This is a genomic window from Adhaeribacter radiodurans, from assembly GCF_014075995.1.
GTDB classification, from domain to species: domain Bacteria; phylum Bacteroidota; class Bacteroidia; order Cytophagales; family Hymenobacteraceae; genus Adhaeribacter; species Adhaeribacter radiodurans.
The window spans coordinates 6653421-6675880 of sequence record NZ_CP055153.1 but is presented as its reverse complement, the minus strand read 5'-3'; the positions used below and the strand labels follow the sequence as shown (position 1 = coordinate 6675880).

Annotated in this window: 2 protein-coding genes; both read left to right on the top strand. The window is 44.2% G+C overall.

What is annotated here, in order from left to right:
- Positions 1-211 precede the first annotated feature (211 nt).
- Positions 212-16537, top strand: coding sequence for a malectin domain-containing carbohydrate-binding protein (locus tag HUW48_RS26225; protein ID WP_182413747.1), 16326 nt, complete (start codon positions 212-214; stop codon positions 16535-16537).
- Between the two features lie 198 nt (positions 16538-16735).
- On the top strand, positions 16736-22345 hold the full coding sequence (locus tag HUW48_RS26220; RefSeq protein WP_182413746.1) for a malectin domain-containing carbohydrate-binding protein: 5610 nt from the start codon (positions 16736-16738) through the stop codon (positions 22343-22345).
- The last annotated feature ends 115 nt before the right edge of the window (positions 22346-22460 follow it).

Genomic DNA, 22460 nt, shown 5'->3' with positions numbered 1-22460 from the left:
AGCTAAAAGCTATTCTTATTCAACAAACTACCTAGTAAGCCAAGCTAATTTGGTACTTACCCGAGATCTTTTTGCCTTAATCTTCCAAAACAAAATTCACAATCCTAGTTCTATCTCATATAGCTTCTATTCGAGAAGAAAGAATAATTACTAAAAGCCTTTATAACACCTTAAACCAACCATTAACATCTACCACTAATAAAATTAAAAAATGGAGAAGAAATACAACTCCCCTTATTGGCAAGGTAGCTTACTAGCCCGGTCGTGGCCTATATTAATTCTAATAGGCCTGGCAGTAAGTCTACAAACTTATGCGTTTAATTATTTCCAGGATACCGGATTATCAACCTGGCTCAGGAAAGATCTTTTTAAAAGCGACCTATTTACTTTAACCCCACCGGTCGATATTTTGCCTCCGGTTCTGAAGCAGGTCGAAAAAGATTCGAAGCTACAGGCAAAGCCTGCCCGGAAACGAGGCAGCAACAATCTGATACCTTTGTACGCCCAAGAAACAGCGTTGGCTGATGAAGTGGCCTTGCCTTTTAACCTGACATTCGACGGTACGGAAGGTGGCTTAGCGGATAAAACCGGTATTGCTGGCACGGGTTTCACTATGGTGGATCCTTATTCGGGTACCAGAAATGCAGCTGATGGTACGCCAAGCGATCTTACCCGACCAAGTTATGAGCCTTCTAAATTAACAGTAGCTGATGGCAAGTTGAGCATTGTTACTAATAAAGGGATTGCTTTTATTACCAATAATAATCAGATCAATGCCTTAGGGGTACCTATTCCCTCAATGGGAAAGCTTACTTTAGAAACAACCCTGATTAATCCTTATAATGGAACAAACTCAGAACAAGGAGGTTTGTGGTTCGGGTTGAACGATAAAAACTTCTTTAAACTGGCTGTTACCGGTAACAAAGTAGAAATGCGCCGGGAAGTCGGTGATGTTTCTAATACCTCTGCAACCTCTGATTTATCGAACCCGGATTTACGGGTAACTACTGTTATATCCGGATTTAATACCCAAACTGTACGGTTACGGATGGTAGTGGACTTACTAAATGGTAAGTTAGAAGGATTTTATTCAACGGATGGCATTACTTACCTGAACGCAGGTGCGCGTTATACTACCACTACTTACCCCTCGTACATAAACATTGCCAGCATGGAGTTCTCCGGCAAAGCAACTTATGGGGGAGTTTATAGTACTTACCGGAATGCTACTACTGCCACTCCACCCGTTTTTACTTTCGATAACTTTTCTGTTAGCAGAGAGCCCATTCAGCTTCCATTAGTAACTGCTCCCTACCGGATTAATGCTGGAGGTATTCAGCGGACAGTAGGCACGGATGTTTTCAATGCTGATACCTACTATGCCCTTATACCTGGAGAAGTTAGTGCAGTAAGTTTTGGAATGACTGGTGTTGCTGTTCCTGATTTATATCACGAACGGCGATTTGGCGTTAATTTAGGTTACAAAATTCCGATTACTGCTGGTAAATACACCGTGAAATTACACATGGTAGAAAATTTTCATACAGCAGCCAATAGCCGGATATTTGATGTAGCCTTAGAAGGGAACACTGTTATAGATGATTTGGATTTGTACGTTGCTGGCGGCAATAAGAACAAAGTACTTGTTACCCGCACTTTTGATGTAGACGTATTGGACGATGCGTTAAACATTGATTTTGTGGCTTCAAAGGATAAAGCCATCATTAACGCCATTGAAATTTTACCCACCGCGGTAAACACGGCACCGGTATTTGCCAGCACGAGTTATTCTTTCAATAAAGATGAGAATGCCAGTATTGGGGCTGAGATTGGTAGCGTTTCTGCCACGGATGCGGAAAACAATGCGTTAACTTACAGCATTACTGCCGGCAACCAAGCCGGTAAATTTGCTATTAACCCGGGTACTGGAGTAATTACGTTGGCCGAGGGGTTAGATTATGCAACTACGCCCACTTACACCTTAACTGTACAAGCAACCGATAACGGTTCGCCCGTACAATCGGCTACTACGCAGGTAACCATTTCAGTGAACGATGTAATACCAGCGAATACTGCTCCCATAGTAGCCAATACCATTAGCAGCAAAACCGCTACTGTGGGTTCGGCTTTCTCTTTTGAAGTGCCGGCTAGCACTTTCTCCGATGCGGATCAGGATAACTTAACTTTAACGGCTACTTTAGCGGATGGCAATGCCTTGCCAGCTTGGTTAAGTTTTAACGGTACTACTTTTACCGGTACTCCCGAAAGTGCAGCCAATTACACTATCAAAGTAACGGCTACCGACGGAAAAACTTCCATTGATACTGAATTTAATTTGTCTGTAGACGCTGCTGCTGTGGCAAACCAGATCCCGGTATTTGCAAGTTCCGCTTATTCCTTTAATCAAGATAAGAGCGCACCCATCAATACTATAATCGGATCAGTTAAAGCTGCTGATGCCCTAGATCAAACTATTTCTTATAGCATTGTAGCAGGGAATGAAGCTGCTAAATTTGCGATTGATGCCGTTAGCGGAGAATTAACGCTGGCCGCTAGTTTACAGGACGCTTCTGCGCTTACCTACACCTTAACGGTGCAAGCTACGGATAATGGCTCACCGGTTCTTTCAACTACCACTCAGGTAACTATTAACGTTACTGAGCAAGTACCTGGTAATGCTGCTCCAATCGTTGCTAATAATATAGGCAACAAAACGGCTACCACAGGTACAGCTTTCTCGCTGGAAGTTCCGGGTAACACTTTTACCGATGCCGATCAGGATGACTTAACCTTAACAGCTTCTTTATCTGATGGCAGTGCCTTACCAACTTGGTTAAACTTTAATGGCAATTTATTTAGCGGTACTCCCGAAAGTGCGGCTACATATTCTATTAAAGTAACTGCTACCGATGGCAAAGCATCTGTAAGTACTATATTTAGCCTAGCGGTAGAAGCAGCTACTCCCGTTAATCAGGCACCGGTATTTGCCAGCACGAGTTATTCTTTCAATAAAGATGAGAATGCCAGTATTGGGGCTGAGATTGGTAGCGTATCTGCCACAGATGCGGAAAACAATGCGTTAACCTACAGCATTACTGCCGGCAACCAAGCTGGTAAATTTGCTATTAACGCGGGTACTGGAGTAATTACGCTGGCCGAGGGGTTAGATTATGCAACTACGCCCACTTACACCTTAACCGTACTAGCAACCGATAACGGTTCGCCCGTACAATCGGCTACTACGCAGGTAACCATTTCGGTGAACGATGTAATACCGGCGAATACTGCTCCAATAGTAGCCAATGCCATTAGCAGCAAAACCACTACGGTGGGTTCGGCTTTCGCTTTTGAAGTGCCGGCTACTACTTTCTCCGATGCCGATCAGGATAACTTAACTTTAACGGCTACTTTAGCGGATGGTAATGCGCTACCTGCTTGGTTAGTATTCAATACTACCAATAAAACCTTCAGCGGCACACCCACTAGTGCGGCAAATTACGTAATTAGAGTAACTGCCAATGATGGAAAAGCCTCAGTAAGTACCGAATTTAATTTATCCGTAGAAGCGGTTCCAGCAGTAGGATGCCCGCCAAACAGTACTTTACCGTGTAATCAAATTGCCGCAACCTTGCCTTTCAATTTAAATTTTAACGGCAGCGAAGGTGGATTGCTTGATAAAGACGGAAAAGGAACTGGATTTACAATGGCTGATGCTTATACCAGTTTCCGGGTAACTGCCGATGGCTCTGCAACTTCTGAAATCAGAGGATATGAACCATCCAAATTAACCGTGGCCAATAGCAGACTAGCTATTGTAACCAATAAAGGTATTTCCATTGTAGGCAATAACAACCAGATTAACGGCTTAGGTGTTGAATTTAACGCCAGCAACAGTCGGTTTACTCTGGAAACTACTATTATTAATCCTTTCCGGGGTAGTAACGATGAGCAAGCGGGCTTATGGTACGGTTTAAATGATAAAACTTTTGTTCGGTTAGCAATTAATAATAACCGGGTTGTATTGCGGAAGGAATTAAACGACCAATCGCCAATAACTTCGGACCTTACTGATCCTAGCCGTCGTAATACCTCTGCTATTAGTAGTTTGGACAAACAAACTGTACGTTTACGTTTAATCGTAGATCCAACAGCCAATACTGTAGAAGGATTTTACTCCGTTGACGGAACAACCTACGTGAATGTAGGAGATGGTTATCCACAAAAAGGGTTGAGTATTGCAGGCATGGGGCTTACCGGAAATAAAGTGTACGCTGGTATTTTCGGCACCCACCGCAACGGAACTACCCCAGTTACATATAGCTTCGATAATTTCAGCATTACCCCGCAAACTACACCAGCCAATCAGGCACCGGTTGTGGCTACTCTTATCGGCGATAAAACCATTACTACTGGCACCAACTTCAATTTTGAGGTACCTGCCAATACTTTCTCCGATGCAGATAACAACCCGCTGACTTTAACTGCTAGCTTAACCAATGGCAATGCTTTACCTGCCTGGTTAACTTTCAATGCGGCTACTAAAACGTTTAGTGGTACTCCCACAAGTGCAGCTATTTATCCGATAAAAGTTAGCGCTACCGATGGTCAGGCAACAATAAGTACCGAGTTTACACTTACCGTACAGGCAGTAAACGTAGCACCAATCGTAGTTTCGGCTCCGGAAACCCAAACCATTACGGCGGGTCAAATTTTCTCCTTTATAACCGGCTCTTTCTCAGATCCGAATGCTGGAGATGTGCTGACGTATAGTGCTTCTTTAGCTAACGGCAGCGTTTTACCTACTTGGTTACAGTTTAATGCTAATACGCAAACCTTTAGTGGTACGGCTCCAGCCAGTGCAACAAGTATAGCAGTTAAAATTACAGCTACCGATAAAGCGCTTGCCGCTACCAGTGTTTCCTTTACTGTTAACGTAGAAGCCGCTCCGGTTGTAGTACCTTGCTCGCCTATCAGCACTTTGCCTTGCGAACAAATTAATGTACCATTACCATTTGTACTTAATTTTGACGGCAACGAAGGTGGTTTATCTGATAAGAATAACCTAGCTACCGGCTTTACAATGGTAGATGCGCATACAGGTACCCGCTTAACAGCAGATGGCACCTCCACTACCGCTGTAACAGGTTATGAACCTTCCAGATTAACTATAGCCAATGGTAAATTAAACGTTCTGACCAATAAAGGTATTTCCTTCTTAGCTAATAATAACCAGGTAAATACTTTAGGCGTAGGGGTTTTAGCTAATGGTAAACTTACTCTTGAAACAACCATTATAAATCCTTTCAATGGCACTCTATCTGAACAAGCTGGTTTATGGTTAGGTTTGAACGATAAAACATTTGTAAAACTGGCTGTTTCCGGTAATAAAATAGAGATGCGTCAGGAATTGAATGATGTTTCTTCTACTGATGCTGTAAATAATGGTTTAAATAACCCCGATCAACGGATATTATTGAATGCGATTACCGGGTTGAACAACCAAACAGTACGCCTGCGTTTAGTAGTAGACCTGGTAAACAACAAATTAGAAGGTTTCTATTCTACCGACGGCATTACTTACCTGAACGTAGGTGCCCGTTATGCTACGGCAGCTTTAGATATTGCTAATTTAGCTTTATCTGGCAAAGCAGCATATGCTGGTATTTTTGCCACGCATCGCAATGCTACTAGCCCGGTTACTTTCACCTTCGAAAACTTCTCATTAACTAAAGAGAATACAGGAGGTAAAGTACTAGCTTTTGCGCCAAACGCGCTGGATTTTACGGCTACACAAGGTCAATCAGTTACCTCTAAATTAACCGTTTTATCTGCTAGCCAAGGTACCCCTGCGGTTACTTTCAGCAGTACTCCGGCTAGTTGGCTTACTTTACCAACTGCCAGCTTAGGTAATGTGGCTTTTGGTGCCAATAACTTTAGCTCTGCTCTGGCTCCTGGTATTTACGAAGCAACTGTTACCGCTACTGCCGAAGGATACGAACCGGCTACCTTGTTAATTAACTTAACCATCAATTCTCCGGTTACGGCTCAGGAAATTAAAGTAAACTTCCAGGATCCGGCTACGGTACCACCAACAGGTTGGGTTAAAGATTATGGACAGCCATTTGGTTTAAAAACTGGCCTGAATCAAGGCACTAATCTAGAATATGGCTGGAAAAATCGTTCAACTGGAGCCCTGCTGGATTTATCGGTAGGTGGAACTACTCCGGGTAATGGACGCAAGCGTACTACCCCAGCCGATGTGTTGCAGGCTACCCTCATGCACATGCAGGCCAATACTATTGAAGGCACATTTAACGGTACAAAAACGGAAGGATACTGGGAAATAAAAGTACCTAATGGTTCGTACGATGTTACCGTTTCGGCTGGTGATTCTGATCCAGGAACGGTGCCTGAAAGCCACACTTTGAACATAGAAGGCGTAAATGCGATCTCCAATTTTGTGCCTAGTGGAACAGCTGGAACAGCCACTCGCTTTAAATCAGCAAAAGTGCGGGTAAACGTAACCGATGGCTTCCTGACCATTAATGCCGATGGCGGTATAAATACCAAAATCAATTCGGCGCTTATTACACCGATAAATGTAGCGCCTTATTTGATTTGGTCAGCTAGTGATCATAGCCTGGTAATTGAAAGAGGAACTACGGAGACAAACAAAACCTTCTCCCTGGATTTAGGTAACTCCGCTGACCTGGATAATTTACCAATATCTTTAACTGCTACTTATAGCGCCGGAGCAACTAATTGGTTAAGCTTCGATGCCACTCATAACAGCAGTGAACCTAACGTAACCTTCGATTACACAGCAGCTAAGTCGCTGGCAGTAGGAACCTACACCGCTACTATTACAGCTTCTGCTACGGGATATACAACCGCCAGTACGTTAATTCAAATTACCGTGTTAGCGCCCGGCAGTAATCAGCCTTATGTTATTTCTTCAACTCCTGCTAATGGTGCTACTAATGTAAGTGTAAATACTGCCAGCATTGCTGCAAACAGTTTATACGTACCAGAAGTAACGGGCTTTAAGGGTGGGGTAGATAATTCTACTTTAACTGTAAATACAGTTAAGCTGTTAAAAGTAAGCGGTACTACCACTACCGAAATACAAGGCGTAGTACAAGGAACGGGTGGTGGTGATGCGATTAGCTTCTCCCCAGCTTTTGCCTTGGAACCAAATACCAAGTATCGGTTTGTAATCACAAATCAGGTAAAATCTTACAGTGGTGCAGCCTTCTTGCCTTACGAAGCAAACTTTACTACCGGCAACACCACCACTGGCACTCCGAACCCAGTTGCGGCAGAATTTGCGCCGAAACAGGTAATTCCGGGAACAGTGGGTAAAAAATACACCTGCTTAACGTTTGGTCCGGATGGTAAATTCTATGCTTTACGTTTAGATGGTGTTATTGAGCGCTTTACTGTAGATCATACAACCGGCATGCTGTCCGGAGTTGTAGAAATTAAATCGTTAACCAACAAGTACGGCTTACGTTCTTCAGTAGGTTTAACTTTTGCTCCTAATGCAACAGCTACTAACCTGATTGCTTACGTGTCGCATTGCAGCGCCGGACTTACTAATGCTCCGGAGTTCGATGGTAACATTTCTCGCCTGAGCGGTCCGGATTTAGGAACCGAAGAACTGATTTTAACTAAGTTACCGCGTTCCAAAGCAGATCACCTGGTAAACAGTATTGCTTTTGGTCCAGATGGTGCTTTGTATTTTAATCAAGGCAGCTTAAGCTCTATGGGAAGCTACGACGGTACCTGGCAGCGGGACGAGAGTTTATTAGCGGCTACTGTATTGCGTTTAGACTTAAATAAATTAGCTGGCTTACCATTGCCACTGGATGTACGGACAACTTCTAACCAAGCTTTAATTAATAATGCTCCTACAGATAATATTCGTTTCTCTGATGGCACCTACAACCCATATGCCACTAATTCGCCTTTAACTATTTATGCTTCTGGCGTTCGTAATGCGGTTGACTTAGTATGGCATTCAAATGGCCAGTTATATGTTCCTGCGAACGGTTCGGCCGCTGGTGGTAACTCACCTGCTTCTGTAGCGGGTACTCGCCGGCCAAACGGAACCTTCTATAATGGGCCAATTGTACCAGCCACTACCGGAATTAAAGTACAGAACGACTGGTTATTCCGCATTAACCCACTGAAACCAGTAGGCTTCTATGGCCATCCTAACCCACTTCGGGGCGAGTATGTAGCTAACCGAGGCTATCTGGATAATCCAAAGTATGCTACAACGCAAGTACCGGATGCTAATTACCGCGGTGCGGCGTACAACTTTGAGTTGAACAAATCACCTAACGGAGCCATTGAATACAAGAGCAATGCCTTTAATGGTGCTCTGAAAGGCAGATTACTAGTGTGCCGTTTCAGCGGTGGTAGCGATATCATCGTGTTAGAACCGGGTTCTATGGCGAAAGACCCAGCCGTTAGCTCAGCTGATAGTGACGATAAAATTTATGACATTATCGGTGCGCAAACTGGTTCCGGTACAGACGGTATCACTGGATTATCTGGCTTTACTAACCCGCTGGATATTACCGAAGATGTAGAAACCGGTAACCTGTACGTAATTGAGTATAACTGGAATAACATTAGTGGTAAAACCGCACAAATAGTGTTATTGAAAGCAACTGCTCCTTCAGCTCAGGTAGGAATTGCTAACGTAAGCCCATCTGAAGTAGTAGACAACGACGTAGTTGGTGGTGCGGCTGGTAAAAACCATACCATTACCATTGCCAACACAGGTAACAGCAACTTAACCGTTACGGGAATTACCCTCGACGGCGTAGACAAAGGTCAGTTCCAGTTAATAGGAGCACCAGCCCCAAGTGTTACTTCTCCGGTAACTATTGCTCGTGGCAGCGCTATTACTTTTAACGTAGCCTTTAACCCTACTACTACCGGAGTAAAAACAGCCAGCTTATTAGTAAGCAGCACCAATAACCCGGTAAAAGAGGTAAAACTAAGCGGATTAGGAACAATTGGTTTATCAGGCTCTAATGAACCTTCACTTCAGGCTGTTTTGGATGTACATGGTATTCATGTGAACGTAGGAGACGATAATAAATCTACCAACATCATTCACAGCACCAACTTTAAAGCGCCTTTATTAGGAGAAGAAGTAGCTATTCAGGCCTTCCAACGGGCGGTAGATGGTCCGGTAACTGTAGAACCTTTATCCGTGTTTGGTCCGCAGGATGCAGGTGGTATTGTAGCTGGTTTCGGCTGGTATACTACCGGCGATGCCAATGCAAAGAACGAATTGTTTACCGTTGATAACAATAATTATCAGACAGTAGACGTGCAAACCAACGGTACGCTTTCTTTCGACCCAGGTATTGCCTCCTTTGGATTCTATTCACGCTGGCCTTACTTCGCTAACCGGCACTTGTACAGCGAAGATGCGCTAAACAACTTTACCGGAGCAGTACCACATCACGTTCGGGTTTATCCGTTGAAAGATGACGAAGGAACCGTAATAGAGAATGCCTACATTGTAGCTACCGAAGAACATGTAAGCGGCTTTGATTATCAGGATATTGTAGTAATTGTACGCAACGTGAAACCTCATGGGGCAACCGTGGCAAAACAACTTACTTTCTCCAGCCAATCTTTAGCGTTTACGTATACGCCAGGTTCTACTACTGTTCCGCAAACAGTGACCCTTTCTGCCAGCAACGGTACTCCGGTTTTAACCATAACCAAATCGGCAAACAGCCCTTGGTTAACTTTACCAACCGCTGCTCTAGGTTCCTTAACTTTTGGTATTAACGAAGCTGGGTTATTACCTGGCACGTACAATGCTACTGTTACTGTATCTGCCGAAGGTTATACCAGTGCTACTCTACCCGTTACTTTACAGGTAAATAGCCCGGCTGCCTCCGCTACTATTGCGGTAAGCAACGAAGAACTGGTGTTCGATGCGCTTAAAAATACCACTGTTACAAAACGCCTTACTATTACCAATACCGGCACTAACACCCTTAACCTGGGTACTATTGCTATTGGTGGTGTAAATGCGAGCAATTTTACGGTGCAGACCTTGACAATGGAAAACGAACCAACCGGCAACTCCTTGGCACCGGATGAGACGAAAACCTTGCAAGTAGCATTTGCTCCCGGCAACTTAAGTGTAGTGAGTACTTTTAATGCAGCGTTAACGATTAACAGCAATGCCGTTAACTCTCCGGCCCTTAACGTTGGCTTATATGCCATGTCGTTGAATGGTTACGAAGGCAATAACGAGCCCCCACTACAAACAGTGGTAAATACCTTAGGATACAACATTAACGTTGGCTGGACTAGTTTAGCAGGCGGCATCCAAACTACCTTGAAGGGAGAAGAAGTGGCCGTTCAGCAATTTGAGAAAGCCGGTGAAGGCCAGGTAACGATCACTCCGGTAGCCCGTTATTCGCCAAACCAAGAATTACCGTTTGGGTATTACACTAAGAATAATAATACTCCGGTTCGTTCATCTGTTGGCACCTTATCCGGTATATTTGGGCAGCATAATGCTTTATTCCCACAGATTGTAGCTGGTTCCGATCAGTTCAATCCAGCAACTGCTACCTTCGGTATTTACGTGGTTGGTTTAGAAAACCGCCTTTCTTACACCGAAGATCAGTTAAATGCAGGTGGGCCGGCCTTACACGCTGTACGTACTTATCCTTTGAAAAACCGCCAAGGCGAATTGGTACCTAACAGCTACCTGGTTTGTTTTGAAGATGCCTCGAATGGCGATTATCAAGATTACGTTTTCGTACTGCGGAACGTAATTCCTGCCGGAACTCGTAAATCCTTAGCTTTCAATGCTAGCAATCTTAACTTTACTGCACCGGTAAACGGTACAGTTGGAGCTAAAACGCTTACTTTAGAAGCTAAAAACGGTACTCCAACAGCTCTTACATTTACTAAATCGGCTAACAGCAACTGGTTAGTACTGCCATCAGCAGCTTTAGGAGATGTGTCTTTCGGAGTAAATACAAACGGCTTAACCGCCGGCGTGTACACCGCTACGGTTACTGCTGCCGCTACCGGATTTACAAATGCTGTTTTAACAATTAACCTACGGATAGGCGATCTAAGCCCGAATGCGATTAAGGTAAACTTCCAGCTAGCTACTTCTGCTACACCTACTGGTTACGTGGCAGATGTCGGTTTAGCTTACAATGACACCCGCGGCTATGGTTGGGTAAACCCAACAACGAAAGAACCGAAGGATCATACCGCCAACATGCGCGAACGTACTTCCACCACGGTAGAAGCCCGCTTAAGAACCTTAGCTTTAATGCAAGGAACAGCAACCGGTCAAACTCCAGGTACCTGGGAAATGAAAGTAAACCCAGGTCAGTATAACGTAACAGTTGGCGTAGGTGACCCTGACTTCTTTGATAGCAATCACCAGATTAACGTAGAAGGAGTACCGGTTATCACCAACTTCGTACCTACTGCTCAGGTGCCTAACCGAATTGTTACCACTACCATAAATGTAACCGATGGTAAACTCACCATTGACGCCACTGGAGGCACGAACACAAAAATTGCTTTTGTAATCGTAGATCCTGCAACGGCCGAAGGTGACTTTATGCCACCAGTTGTTGCCGTACAATTAAAAGGCACCTTGCAAACAGCGGGCGTTTACCGGAACCAGGTTATTGCTACTGTAAGTGCCTCCGACGCAGGTGGCTCAGAATTAGCGCAGATACTTTATAGTCTCAACAATGAGCCATTTAAAGAATACTTTGCCCCAATTTTAGTAAATACTGCCGGAACTTACAGCCTGCGGACCAAAGCAATTGATGGTAATAAGAATGAAACCATTACGAATCCGGTTTCCTTTACCATCGTGCAGCCAGAACTGAGCAATGCCAATATGTTAGTAGAGAATTTAGATAAATTCCCGGCTAATGATCGCCTGGTAGCTTCTCTCATCCAATTACCTTGGCGGAGAAGCAATGACGATGGCACGTTTACTCCTTATAACCGGAACCACGATGTAGTTAGAATGAGAATCAGTAACAAAGGAACCGGAGCCCTTACTATTAATAGTATGACTCTTTCTAATCCAACTGGTTGGAAATTAGCTAAAGTAAACAACGTAGACTACGATGCCACCTCCGCCGCTCCGATTACAGTAAATCCGGGCAGCTCCGTGGAAGTAAGTATCCAGTTTATTGCCCAGTTTACCAGCGGCCGGATTAGAATTCTGAATGATACGCTCCAGCTTGCGTCGAATGATGACCTGAACCCGAAAAAGAAAATTGTTTTGCACGGTATGTGGCAAGCAAGAGGTGAAGGCAGCAATGAACCGCACGCTCAGGAAATAATTCAGGCATTTGGTTTCAAAACTAAAGTTGGCTTTAACACCAACGATGGCACCAACGAAGGGAACAGCCTGGTACTGAATACAGATGAGATCTTATCTTCTTTCTTTACCAGAGCCGACGCCAGCAAACCGGTATATGTAGTACAAATGGGTGCTTACCACGGTTGCTGTGCAGCTACCGAAAGCTTCCAGTATTACGTGAAAGGTTCTACTAGTAATTCTACCGTGTTTACGCATAATCCGCTGGATGGACAAAGCTTGCTGCCTTTGAAAAATGGCACCTCCGGTACATTAGCTGAAGGCACCTTTAACCCTACCAGCAGCTTTGGATTTAAAGTAAGCGGTTCTTACTCTGACCGTACCCGGAACTCCGAAGGTAAAATTGGTATGCGTGTATGGAAAGCGGTAGATGCAAACGGTAACATTATCCCGAACACTTACATCATTGGCCATGATTATATTGGACAGCCAACGGTTACCAATTACGATTATCAGGACAATGTTTTCTACGTGAGTAATATTAAACCAGAAGCTGGTTCCTTAAATTACTCTGAGTTAGCAGCTGTAACTTCTGCTGTCGACTTTGGCTCTCGTCAAATTGGTGTAGCCCTTACCCGTACGGTTGATTTGAAAAACCTGGGTCAAACCTATACCAATGGAACTGCTGATCCGGCTATTACCATTAAGAACCTGGAAATAGTAGGTACTAACCTGAATGAATTTAGCGTAGCTACTCCTGCAGTTACTACTATAGCTCCTCAGGCTACTTCTACTGTAACCGTAACCTTCCGGTCAAATAGCCAAGGAATTAAGAATGCTGCCTTGCTGGTACATTATAATAACAGCTTGTCGCCACTCCGGATTCCGCTGTACGGCATTGCCGATGATAACTGTAACGTGATTACTGCGGTAAAACGCATAAAAGGTGGTGCTGATGCCAATGTTACCATAAATGGTAAAGTTTGGGAAGCAGACAAAGCTTACCGCCAAGGTTCGATACAGTTAGACAAACCGGCAGCTACGCCAATTGCTGGCACCGATGAGGACGCCCTGTATCAAACGTACCTGTCAGCAGCGGCAGATTTAGCGGAAACCCGCTACTCTGTACCAGTAGCTAATGGTAACTATATGGTACGGATGCACTTTGTAGAGAACGCATTTACTGCCGAAGGTTCCCGGGTATTTAGTATCAACCTGGAAAACCAAACCCGTCTGTCGAACTTCGATATCTTCCGGGAAGTGGGCTATAAAGCCGCCCTGGTAAAAGATTTCGCAGTAAATATAACCGACGGAAAACTGGATGTTAAGTTTAACCCAGCCGTTAACCGGGTAGCATTAGCTGGTATGGAAATCTTCGCCGCCTCTGCCAACCCGAACGCAGTTACTCTAACGCAACAAGCTGTGTTAGGCTCAGAATGTGGTTTAACGAATGGTTCCATTACCTTCGGAGTGGCTAACTCTACTGCTGGTTCTTACTTGTACAAACTAGGACCAAACGGTAGCTACCAAACCTCGCCGGTATTTGCTAATATGGCTGCAGGCTCTTATACATTCTATGTAAAAGAAAATGTAACAGGTGGATGCGAAACTGCGAAAGTATTTACTATCCCGGAACGCAACAATTTAGCCTTTAATGTTACTGCCCCGGTTATTGCGTGTACCGCAACAACTGGAACTGCCACAGTAAGTAACATCACGGGCGGTACTGGTAATTACACCATTACCTGGAGCACTACTCCGGTACAAACCGGCGCAACGGCTACCAACTTACAGCCTGGTGTTTACACTGTAACTCTATTAGATGCCTCTGGCTGCAGCAAAACGCAACAGGTAACTATTACTAAGGATCAGAACTGTCCGGTGGTTAGTGGTATCCGCATCAACGCGGGTGGAGCAGCTTTCTTAGCATCTAACAACCGTCAGTTCATTGCTGACCAGTATTTCGGAGGCACGGCTGGTACTTCATCTATCGCCAGTGGTGATATTCTGAATACCACCGATGACGTGATGTACCGTACCGAGCGTTCTTCGGCAGCCTTCACGTACAGCATTCCAGTACAGAATGGTCAAGTGAACGTAGTGTTACACTTTGCTGAAATTTGGTTCGGAATTTCTGGTAGAGGAACAGGTGGAGCCGGTAGTCGTCAGTTTAACGTAGATGTAGAAGGTAGCCGCAAGCTGACTAACTACGACATCTTCGCTAAAGCCGGTGGTTCATTACGCGCTATTCAGGAAACCATTCCAGTAACGGTAACAGATGGTGTGTTGAACATCAACTTCACTAGCGGAGCGGCTAACCTGCCGAAAGTATCTGCCATCGAAGTGATTCCACAAACCGTGACCAACGTAGCTCCAGTATTAGCGGCTATTGGCAACAAAACTGTAACGGTGAACCAGGCTCTGACCTTCACTGCTACTGCCACCGATGCGAATACTAACCAGACAAAAGCTTACTCTTTAGTAAGTGCCCCAACCGGAGCGGTAATTAATGCTTCGACGGGGGTATTCACCTGGACACCAACTACGGCGGGCACTTATACCTTCACGGTACGGGTAACAGACAACGGCTCACCAGTAATGATGGATGACGAGCAGATTACGGTAACAGTAAACAATGTGGTTACTGCCAACGCGATTCGCATCAATGCCGGTGGAACTGCTTTCTTAGCATCTAACAACCGTCAGTTCAGCGCTGACCAGTATTTCGGAGGCACGGCTGGTACTTCATCTATCGCCAGTGGTGATATTCTGAATACCACCGATGACGTGATGTACCGTACCGAGCGTTCTTCGGCAGCCTTCACGTACAGCATTCCAGTACAGAATGGTCAAGTGAACGTAGTGTTACACTTTGCTGAAATTTGGTTCGGAATTTCTGGTAGAGGAACAGGTGGAGCCGGTAGTCGTCAGTTTAACGTAGATGTAGAAGGTAGCCGCAAGCTGACTAACTACGACATCTTCGCTAAAGCCGGTGGTTCATTACGCGCTATTCAGGAAACCATTCCAGTAACGGTAACAGATGGTGTGTTGAACATCAACTTCACTAGCGGAGCGGCTAACCTGCCGAAAGTATCTGCCATCGAAGTGATTCCACAAACCGTGACCAACGTAGCTCCAGTATTAGCGGCTATTGGCAACAAAACTGTAACGGTGAACCAGGCTCTGACCTTCACTGCTACTGCCACCGATGCGAATACTAACCAGACAAAAGCTTACTCTTTAGTAAGTGCCCCAACCGGAGCGGTAATTAATGCTTCGACGGGGGTATTCACCTGGACACCAACTACGGCGGGCACTTATACCTTCACGGTACGGGTAACAGACAACGGCTCACCAGTAATGATGGATGACGAGCAGATTACGGTAACAGTAAACAATGTGGTTACTGCCAACGCGATTCGCATCAATGCCGGTGGAACTGCTTTCTTAGCATCTAACAACCGTCAGTTCAGCGCCGATCAATACTTTGGAGGCACGAACCGGACTTACTCGATTGCTAGTGGTGATATTCTAAATACCACTGATGATGTGATGTACCGTACCGAGCGTTCAGCGGCAGCCTTCACGTACAGCATTCCAGTACAGAATGGTCAAGTGAACGTAGTGTTACACTTTGCTGAAGTTTACCATACTGCTGCTGGTCGCCGTCAGTTTAACGTAGATGTAGAAAACGGTCGCAAACTGACCAATTACGACATCTACGCCAGAGCAGGTGGAGCGATGCGTCCAGTGTTGGAAACTATTCCGGTAACTGTAACGGATGGAGTACTGAACATCAACTTCACTTCTGGTGCTGCAGATATGCCGAAAGTATCAGCTATCGAAGTACTACCGCAAATCACTACTGCAGCTAGAATCGGGGTTGGTTCCTTGAGTGAAAATGGTGTGGCCGAAGAGGTTAAAACTACTCTTACCGCTTATCCGAATCCGAACCTTGGTGATAAAGTAACCCTGGAAGCAAGCCAATTCAAAGCAAACGAAGAGGTAACTATTCAAGTGTACGATGCACAAGGAAGCGTTATTCAGTCTGGATTAGCTGTTACGAATACCAACGGTATCCTACATACTAACCTGGCCTTTACCAATAGGTTTAGCTCGGGAGTATATATGATAGTGGTAAGTTCTAAAACCACTAAAGTAACCACCCGACTAATCGTTCGGTAAAATTTATCTGACATTTTAAAAAGAGCTACCAATTGGTAGCTCTTTTTATTACTTCCTAAAAAAGATTAATAAAAACGCATCTAAATCAAAAATAGCAAGCTCTGCTTCCGGAGCCTCCAAAAACCTGGAGTCTTTAGCTAACCCTCCTCATTTTCTCTAAACATTTTATAAATTTTTAACAGCCATTTTCTAGCCGCTATGAACCTACTAATTACTATCCATTGGGTTAGTAGTAATAAACTTTTATTTTTAAGTTTATTACTACTAACCCAATTTATAAGGATTGATCCCGTTTGGGGGCAAAACTTTAATACTAGCAGTTTAAAAGGAGTTTCGATTACAAATCCTACCTCTTTACAATTTGGCCCAGATGGCCGTTTATACATTGCCCAACAAAACGGTCTTATTAAAATTTTCACCATTGTAAGAAATGGCGCTAATAATTATTCAGCTACAGCTACCGAAACTGTAAGCTTGATAAATCAAATTCCAAATCATAATGATAATGGCACCGTTAATACGGGTGTCACTACCCGACAGGTAACTTCATTGCTGCTAAGTGGTACTGCAGCCAACCCGATTATGTACGTAACCTCCAGCGATAGCCGCATTGGTGGCCCATCAGGAGATCTAAACTTAGATACTAATTCGGGGATTCTTTCCAAGCTTACCAAAACAGCCAGTAGTTGGGATAAGGTAGATTTAATCCGTGGATTCCCTCGCTCCGAAGAAAATCATTCAACTAATGGCATGCAGTTGGATCCTAAAACCAATACGCTCTACTTAACTATCGGCGGATTTACAAATGCTGGTTCTCCTTCGGCCAACTTTGCTTATATCTGCGAATATGCCTTATCTGCCTCCATTGTGGCCATAGATTTATCGCAAGTAGAAGCCCTTCCGATGAAGGGCAGTGGTAACACCAAATATAAATATGATTTGCCAACTGTAGACGATCCTACCCGGAGCAATAACCCTGATGGAACAGATGCAGGCGATCCTTTCGGTGGAAACGATGGATTGAACCAGGCCAAAATTGTTATAGGAGGTCCGGTAAAAGTTCATTCTACCGGCTATCGTAATGCTTATGATTTAGTTATTACAAAAACGCCAGGTAAAGCAGGAAGAATGTATACGGTAGATAACGGACCTAACCAAGGATGGGGAGGCGGACCGGCAAATGAAGGAGCGACGGGTAAGGTTACTAATAATTATGTTGTTGGTGAACCGGGCTCCAGTGGTCCGGGTGTAAATGATCCGCAGGTAAATAACCTGGATGGTTTTCATTATATCGGCAATTTAGATACCTACGAACCGGGCAGCTATTATGCAGGTCATCCTAATCCTATCCGGGCAAACCCGGCGGGAGCAGGCTTATACACTCGTTCCGGGTCGACTGGTGTCTGGCGTACAAGCAAAACCGGGAGCGATCCATTACCGGCAGATTGGCCGCCTGTACCCGTAAATCTGGCCCACCCCATAGAAGGCGATTACCAAAGCCCCGGCGAAGCAGATAATTCTTTATTAACTTTTCCCACTTCTACCAATGGATTAACCGAATACACCGCTTCCAATTTTAATAATGCTTTAAAAGGAAGTTTACTGGCCGCCTGCTACAATGGCAACATTTATAAGATTTCCTTAAATAGTACCGGCGACCAAGTCTTAAATAGTAAAGGCGGCAAAAAACTAATAACGGATGCACCTTTTGCCGCTAATTTTGGTTCACAGCCACTTGATATAATTGCTCAGGGCGATAATGATGTTTTTCCGGGTTCAGTATGGGCCGCTACTTATGGAGCAAATGCCATTACTATATTCGAGCCAGGCGATTTTATATCTTGCAGCAGTCAGTATAGTAGCACTTTAGATGAAGATGGAGATGGCTACACGAATGCGGATGAAATAGACAACCAAACCAATCCATGTTCTGCCTCCAGTAAGCCAGCTGATTTTGATGGGGATAAAGTTTCAGATTTAAAGGATACTGATGATGATAACGATCAAATTGCGGACAATGTAGATTATTTTGCCCAAGATGCTCAAAATGGTTTGACCACCTCACTTCCTATTAAGTACGATTTATTTAACAACTATCCGGGCACGGGATTTTTTGGATTAGGTTTTACCGGTTTAATGAGTAATAAAATAGCCACTAATGATTATTCTAAATTATATAATGAAGATAATTTAATTGCTGGCGGAGCAGTAGGTGCTTTTTCGGTAGTAGCGGTTTCGGCAGGCGATGCTTTGGGTGCTTTAAACACTCAGGAAAATGCTTTTCAATTTGGCTTAAATGTAACTTCCAACACAGGTCCTTTTACAATTCAAGCCCGGATTTTAGGTAACTTTTTTGATAACAAACCTCCGCAAGGAAATCAATCTCAAGGTATTTTTATTGGAACCGGCGACCAGGATAATTATTTAAAAATAGTACTGAATGCCAATGGGGGCAAAAGCGGTATAGAAGTAGTTTTTGAAAATGCCGGAACACCTGTTTCTTATCAGTTTGATATAAATGGCGGAATACCAGCCTCTACTCTGGATTTATTTTTAGCTGTAAATCCGGTAACAGGAACCGTACAGCCCAAATATAGTCGTGATGGCGGTACTGTATTTAGTTTAGGAACGCCTATTCAGATAAGCGGCGCCTTATTAACTGCTCTTCAGGGAAGCCCGGCTTTGGCAGTTGGTATTATGGCTACTTCCCGAAATGCTTCGCCTTTTACTGCAACCTGGGATTTTATTAATGTTACCTCCAATCAGGCTACTGCTTTAGGTACTTGGCAAACCCTTACTGCAAATTCCGGCGCTATAATTGGCCGCGAAGAGAATGCGTATGTGCAAGCAGGCAATAAATTTTACTTAATTGGTGGCCGGGGCATTAAAGCCGTACAGGAATACGATCCGATTAATAAAACCTGGGTAAACAAGAGCAATGTACCCATGGAGCTACACCATTTTCAAGCGGTTACTTTAAATGGATTAATTTATGTAGTGGGTGCTTTTACGGGTTCTTACCCCCGCGAAACACCTGTAGCGCAAATTTATATTTATAATCCGGTTACCGATAAATGGATAAACGGACCATCTATACCGCAGGCACGCCGGCGGGGCTCGGCAGGGGTAGTGGTGTACAATAATAAAATATACCTGATAAGTGGAATCTTAGATGGCCATTGGAGTGGTTGGGTAAACTGGTTCGATGAATATGATCCGGCTACCAATACCTGGAAGACTTTGCCAAATGCTCCCCGAGCCCGGGATCATTTTCATGCGGCGATTGTAAATAGTAAATTGTATGTGGCTGGTGGAAGGCGTTCCTCTGCCAGTACCGGGCAAACCTTTACTTTTACGGTACCAGAAGTGGATGTTTATGACTTTACAACCAGTAGTTGGTCAACTTTACCTAGTAGCAGTAATATTCCTACTCAACGGGCTGGAGCCGGCACAGTTGTTTTAGGCAACGAACTATTGGTTATTGGAGGCGAAAGCACGCAACCAGCCGGCCACAAAGAAACGGAAGCCCTGAATGTTACAACCAACACGTGGCGTCGGTTAGCCGATCTGCAACAAGGCCGCCATGGCACCCAAGCTATTGAAAGTAATAACGGTATTTACATTGTTACGGGAGCAGGTAACCAGGGAGGAAGTCCCTTACTTACTTCACAGGAAGCCTATTATGTTTCTGGTTCTACCATTCCTGCTGGAACAGCATTAAGTCAGAGTAAGATAACGGCCCCAGGCACTTTAGATTTCGGGCAGGTTGCTACTGCTTCTACTACGAGTAAAACACTTATTTTAAGCAATACTACAGGCAATCAGGCTATTGTAGTTACAGGCATTACTAAAACCGGCGATGCTGCTTTCTCCCATAATACTTCGTTTTCTCTACCATTTGTCATTCCGGCAGGCGGAAGTGTAACCTTAAGCATTTCCTTTAGCCCTACTACTAGTGGTACTAAAACCGGGAGTGTGCTTATTAATCATTCCGGAACTGGAGGAACAACTACAATTGGATTGAACGGTCAGGCGGGTGGCAGTTCTGTTTCGCCCTTATATCTGATAAACGGTGGTGGGCCGGCCCTTACGCTAGAGAATAAAAGCTGGGAAGCTGATAAATACTTTACGGGTGGTAAAATTTATACCAATAATCAAATTGCGGATATTGCGAACACAAACTCTGATCAGTTATACAAAACCGAACGAAGCTCGGCCACTCCATTTGGTTACGCTTTTCCGGTGGCTGCCGGAACGTACAGAGTAAACTTACATTTCGCGGAAATATACTGGGGAGCTACTGGTGGTGGAGCTGCAGGAGTGGGCAAACGGATATTCGGGGTTAATTTAGAAGGAGGCACAGTAGAATTAGCTAATTTCGACATCTACGCCGAAGCCGGTGCCATGAAAGTTCTAGTAAAAACGTTTGATGTAACAGTAACAGATGGTGTGCTTAATATTGATTTCTCTGTAAAAGTAGATCAGCCTAAAATATCAGCCATTGAGATCCTTCCACTTACTAATCCAGCTAACGGACAAATCACAGCAAACCCGACTTCCCTGCATTTTTTTAGCCAGCAAGCCGGTACTATTTCTCAAGCGCAAACAATAACGCTTACTAATACGAGTTCTACAACTCAACAAATAAATACCGTAACTCTAACAGGAGCTAATAGTGCTGAATTCACGCATAACTTCTCGAATGCAGTAAGCTTGAGCGCCAATGCATCTGCTATTGTGGCGGTATCTTTTAAACCAGCTTCATTGGGTACCAAAGTAGCTCAGTTAAGTGTGACTTACAGTGGCAGTACAACGCCGCTTACAATTAGCTTAACCGGCGAAGGAACCAATAACCCAAATCAGGCACCCATTGCGAATGCCGGAACGGACAAGGCTATTACCTTGCCCACCAATAGTGTTGGGCTAAATGGTTCCGGTACCGACCCAGACGGCACCATTCAAGCTTACAGTTGGAGCCAGGTAAGTGGCCCAAACACAGCTACCTTTAACAATAAAACAGTTGCTAGCCCAACCGTGAGTGGCTTAGTAGCTGGCAGCTATGTATTTAGCTTGGTAGTAAAGGATAATTTTGGTACAAGCAGCGCTGCTGATCAAATTGTTGTTACTGTAAATTCAACAACGGGTACTAATCAACAGGTAACCGGTTTTGTTCTGATAAATGCCACTACTGAACAAGCAATTCAGCCTTTAACGAATGGTAGTGTATTAAATTTAGGTGCTCTACCTACCAAAGCTTTAAATATTCAGGCGATAACTAATCCGGCAAAGATAGGCAGTGTTGTGTTTAGCTTAAGCGGTAAACAAGCGAAGCAAGCAACTGAAACAGCTGTGCCTTATGCCCTTTTTGGAGATAATAACGGTAATTATAACAGTTGGACACCAGCGGCAGGCTCGTACACCTTAAAAGCTACCCCTTATTCAGGTACTAATGGTACCGGAACAGCGGGATCACCGCTCACTATAAACTTTACAGTGGTAAACCAGGTAGCTCGCGTGGCAACTGTTGGTAAAGAGTTTTCTTCTATAGGTTCTTCTTTGCGCGTGTATCCTAACCCAAGCCCTAATGGTCGGGTAAAAGTAGTCCTCAGAGAAGCTGCGTCCGGAGAAGTTTCTTACAAACTTATTTCTGCTACAGGGGCTATGCTGGCCCATGGAAAACGTACTCTTAAACAGGCAAGTACTGTTCTAAGTTTTAATTTTTCGGGTTCCATGCGGCAACCCGGTGTATATTATCTACAGTTGCAAGGCAGCAAGCTACACGAACAAATTAAAATAATGCGCCAGTAAATTTTGCTGGTTGGTAAAAGGGCTTATAACAATAATGTATGTAGCCTAATAAAAAAATTATTTGGCTTATGATTTTATCTTGTTCATGCAAACTTCAATCATAGATACTTAACAT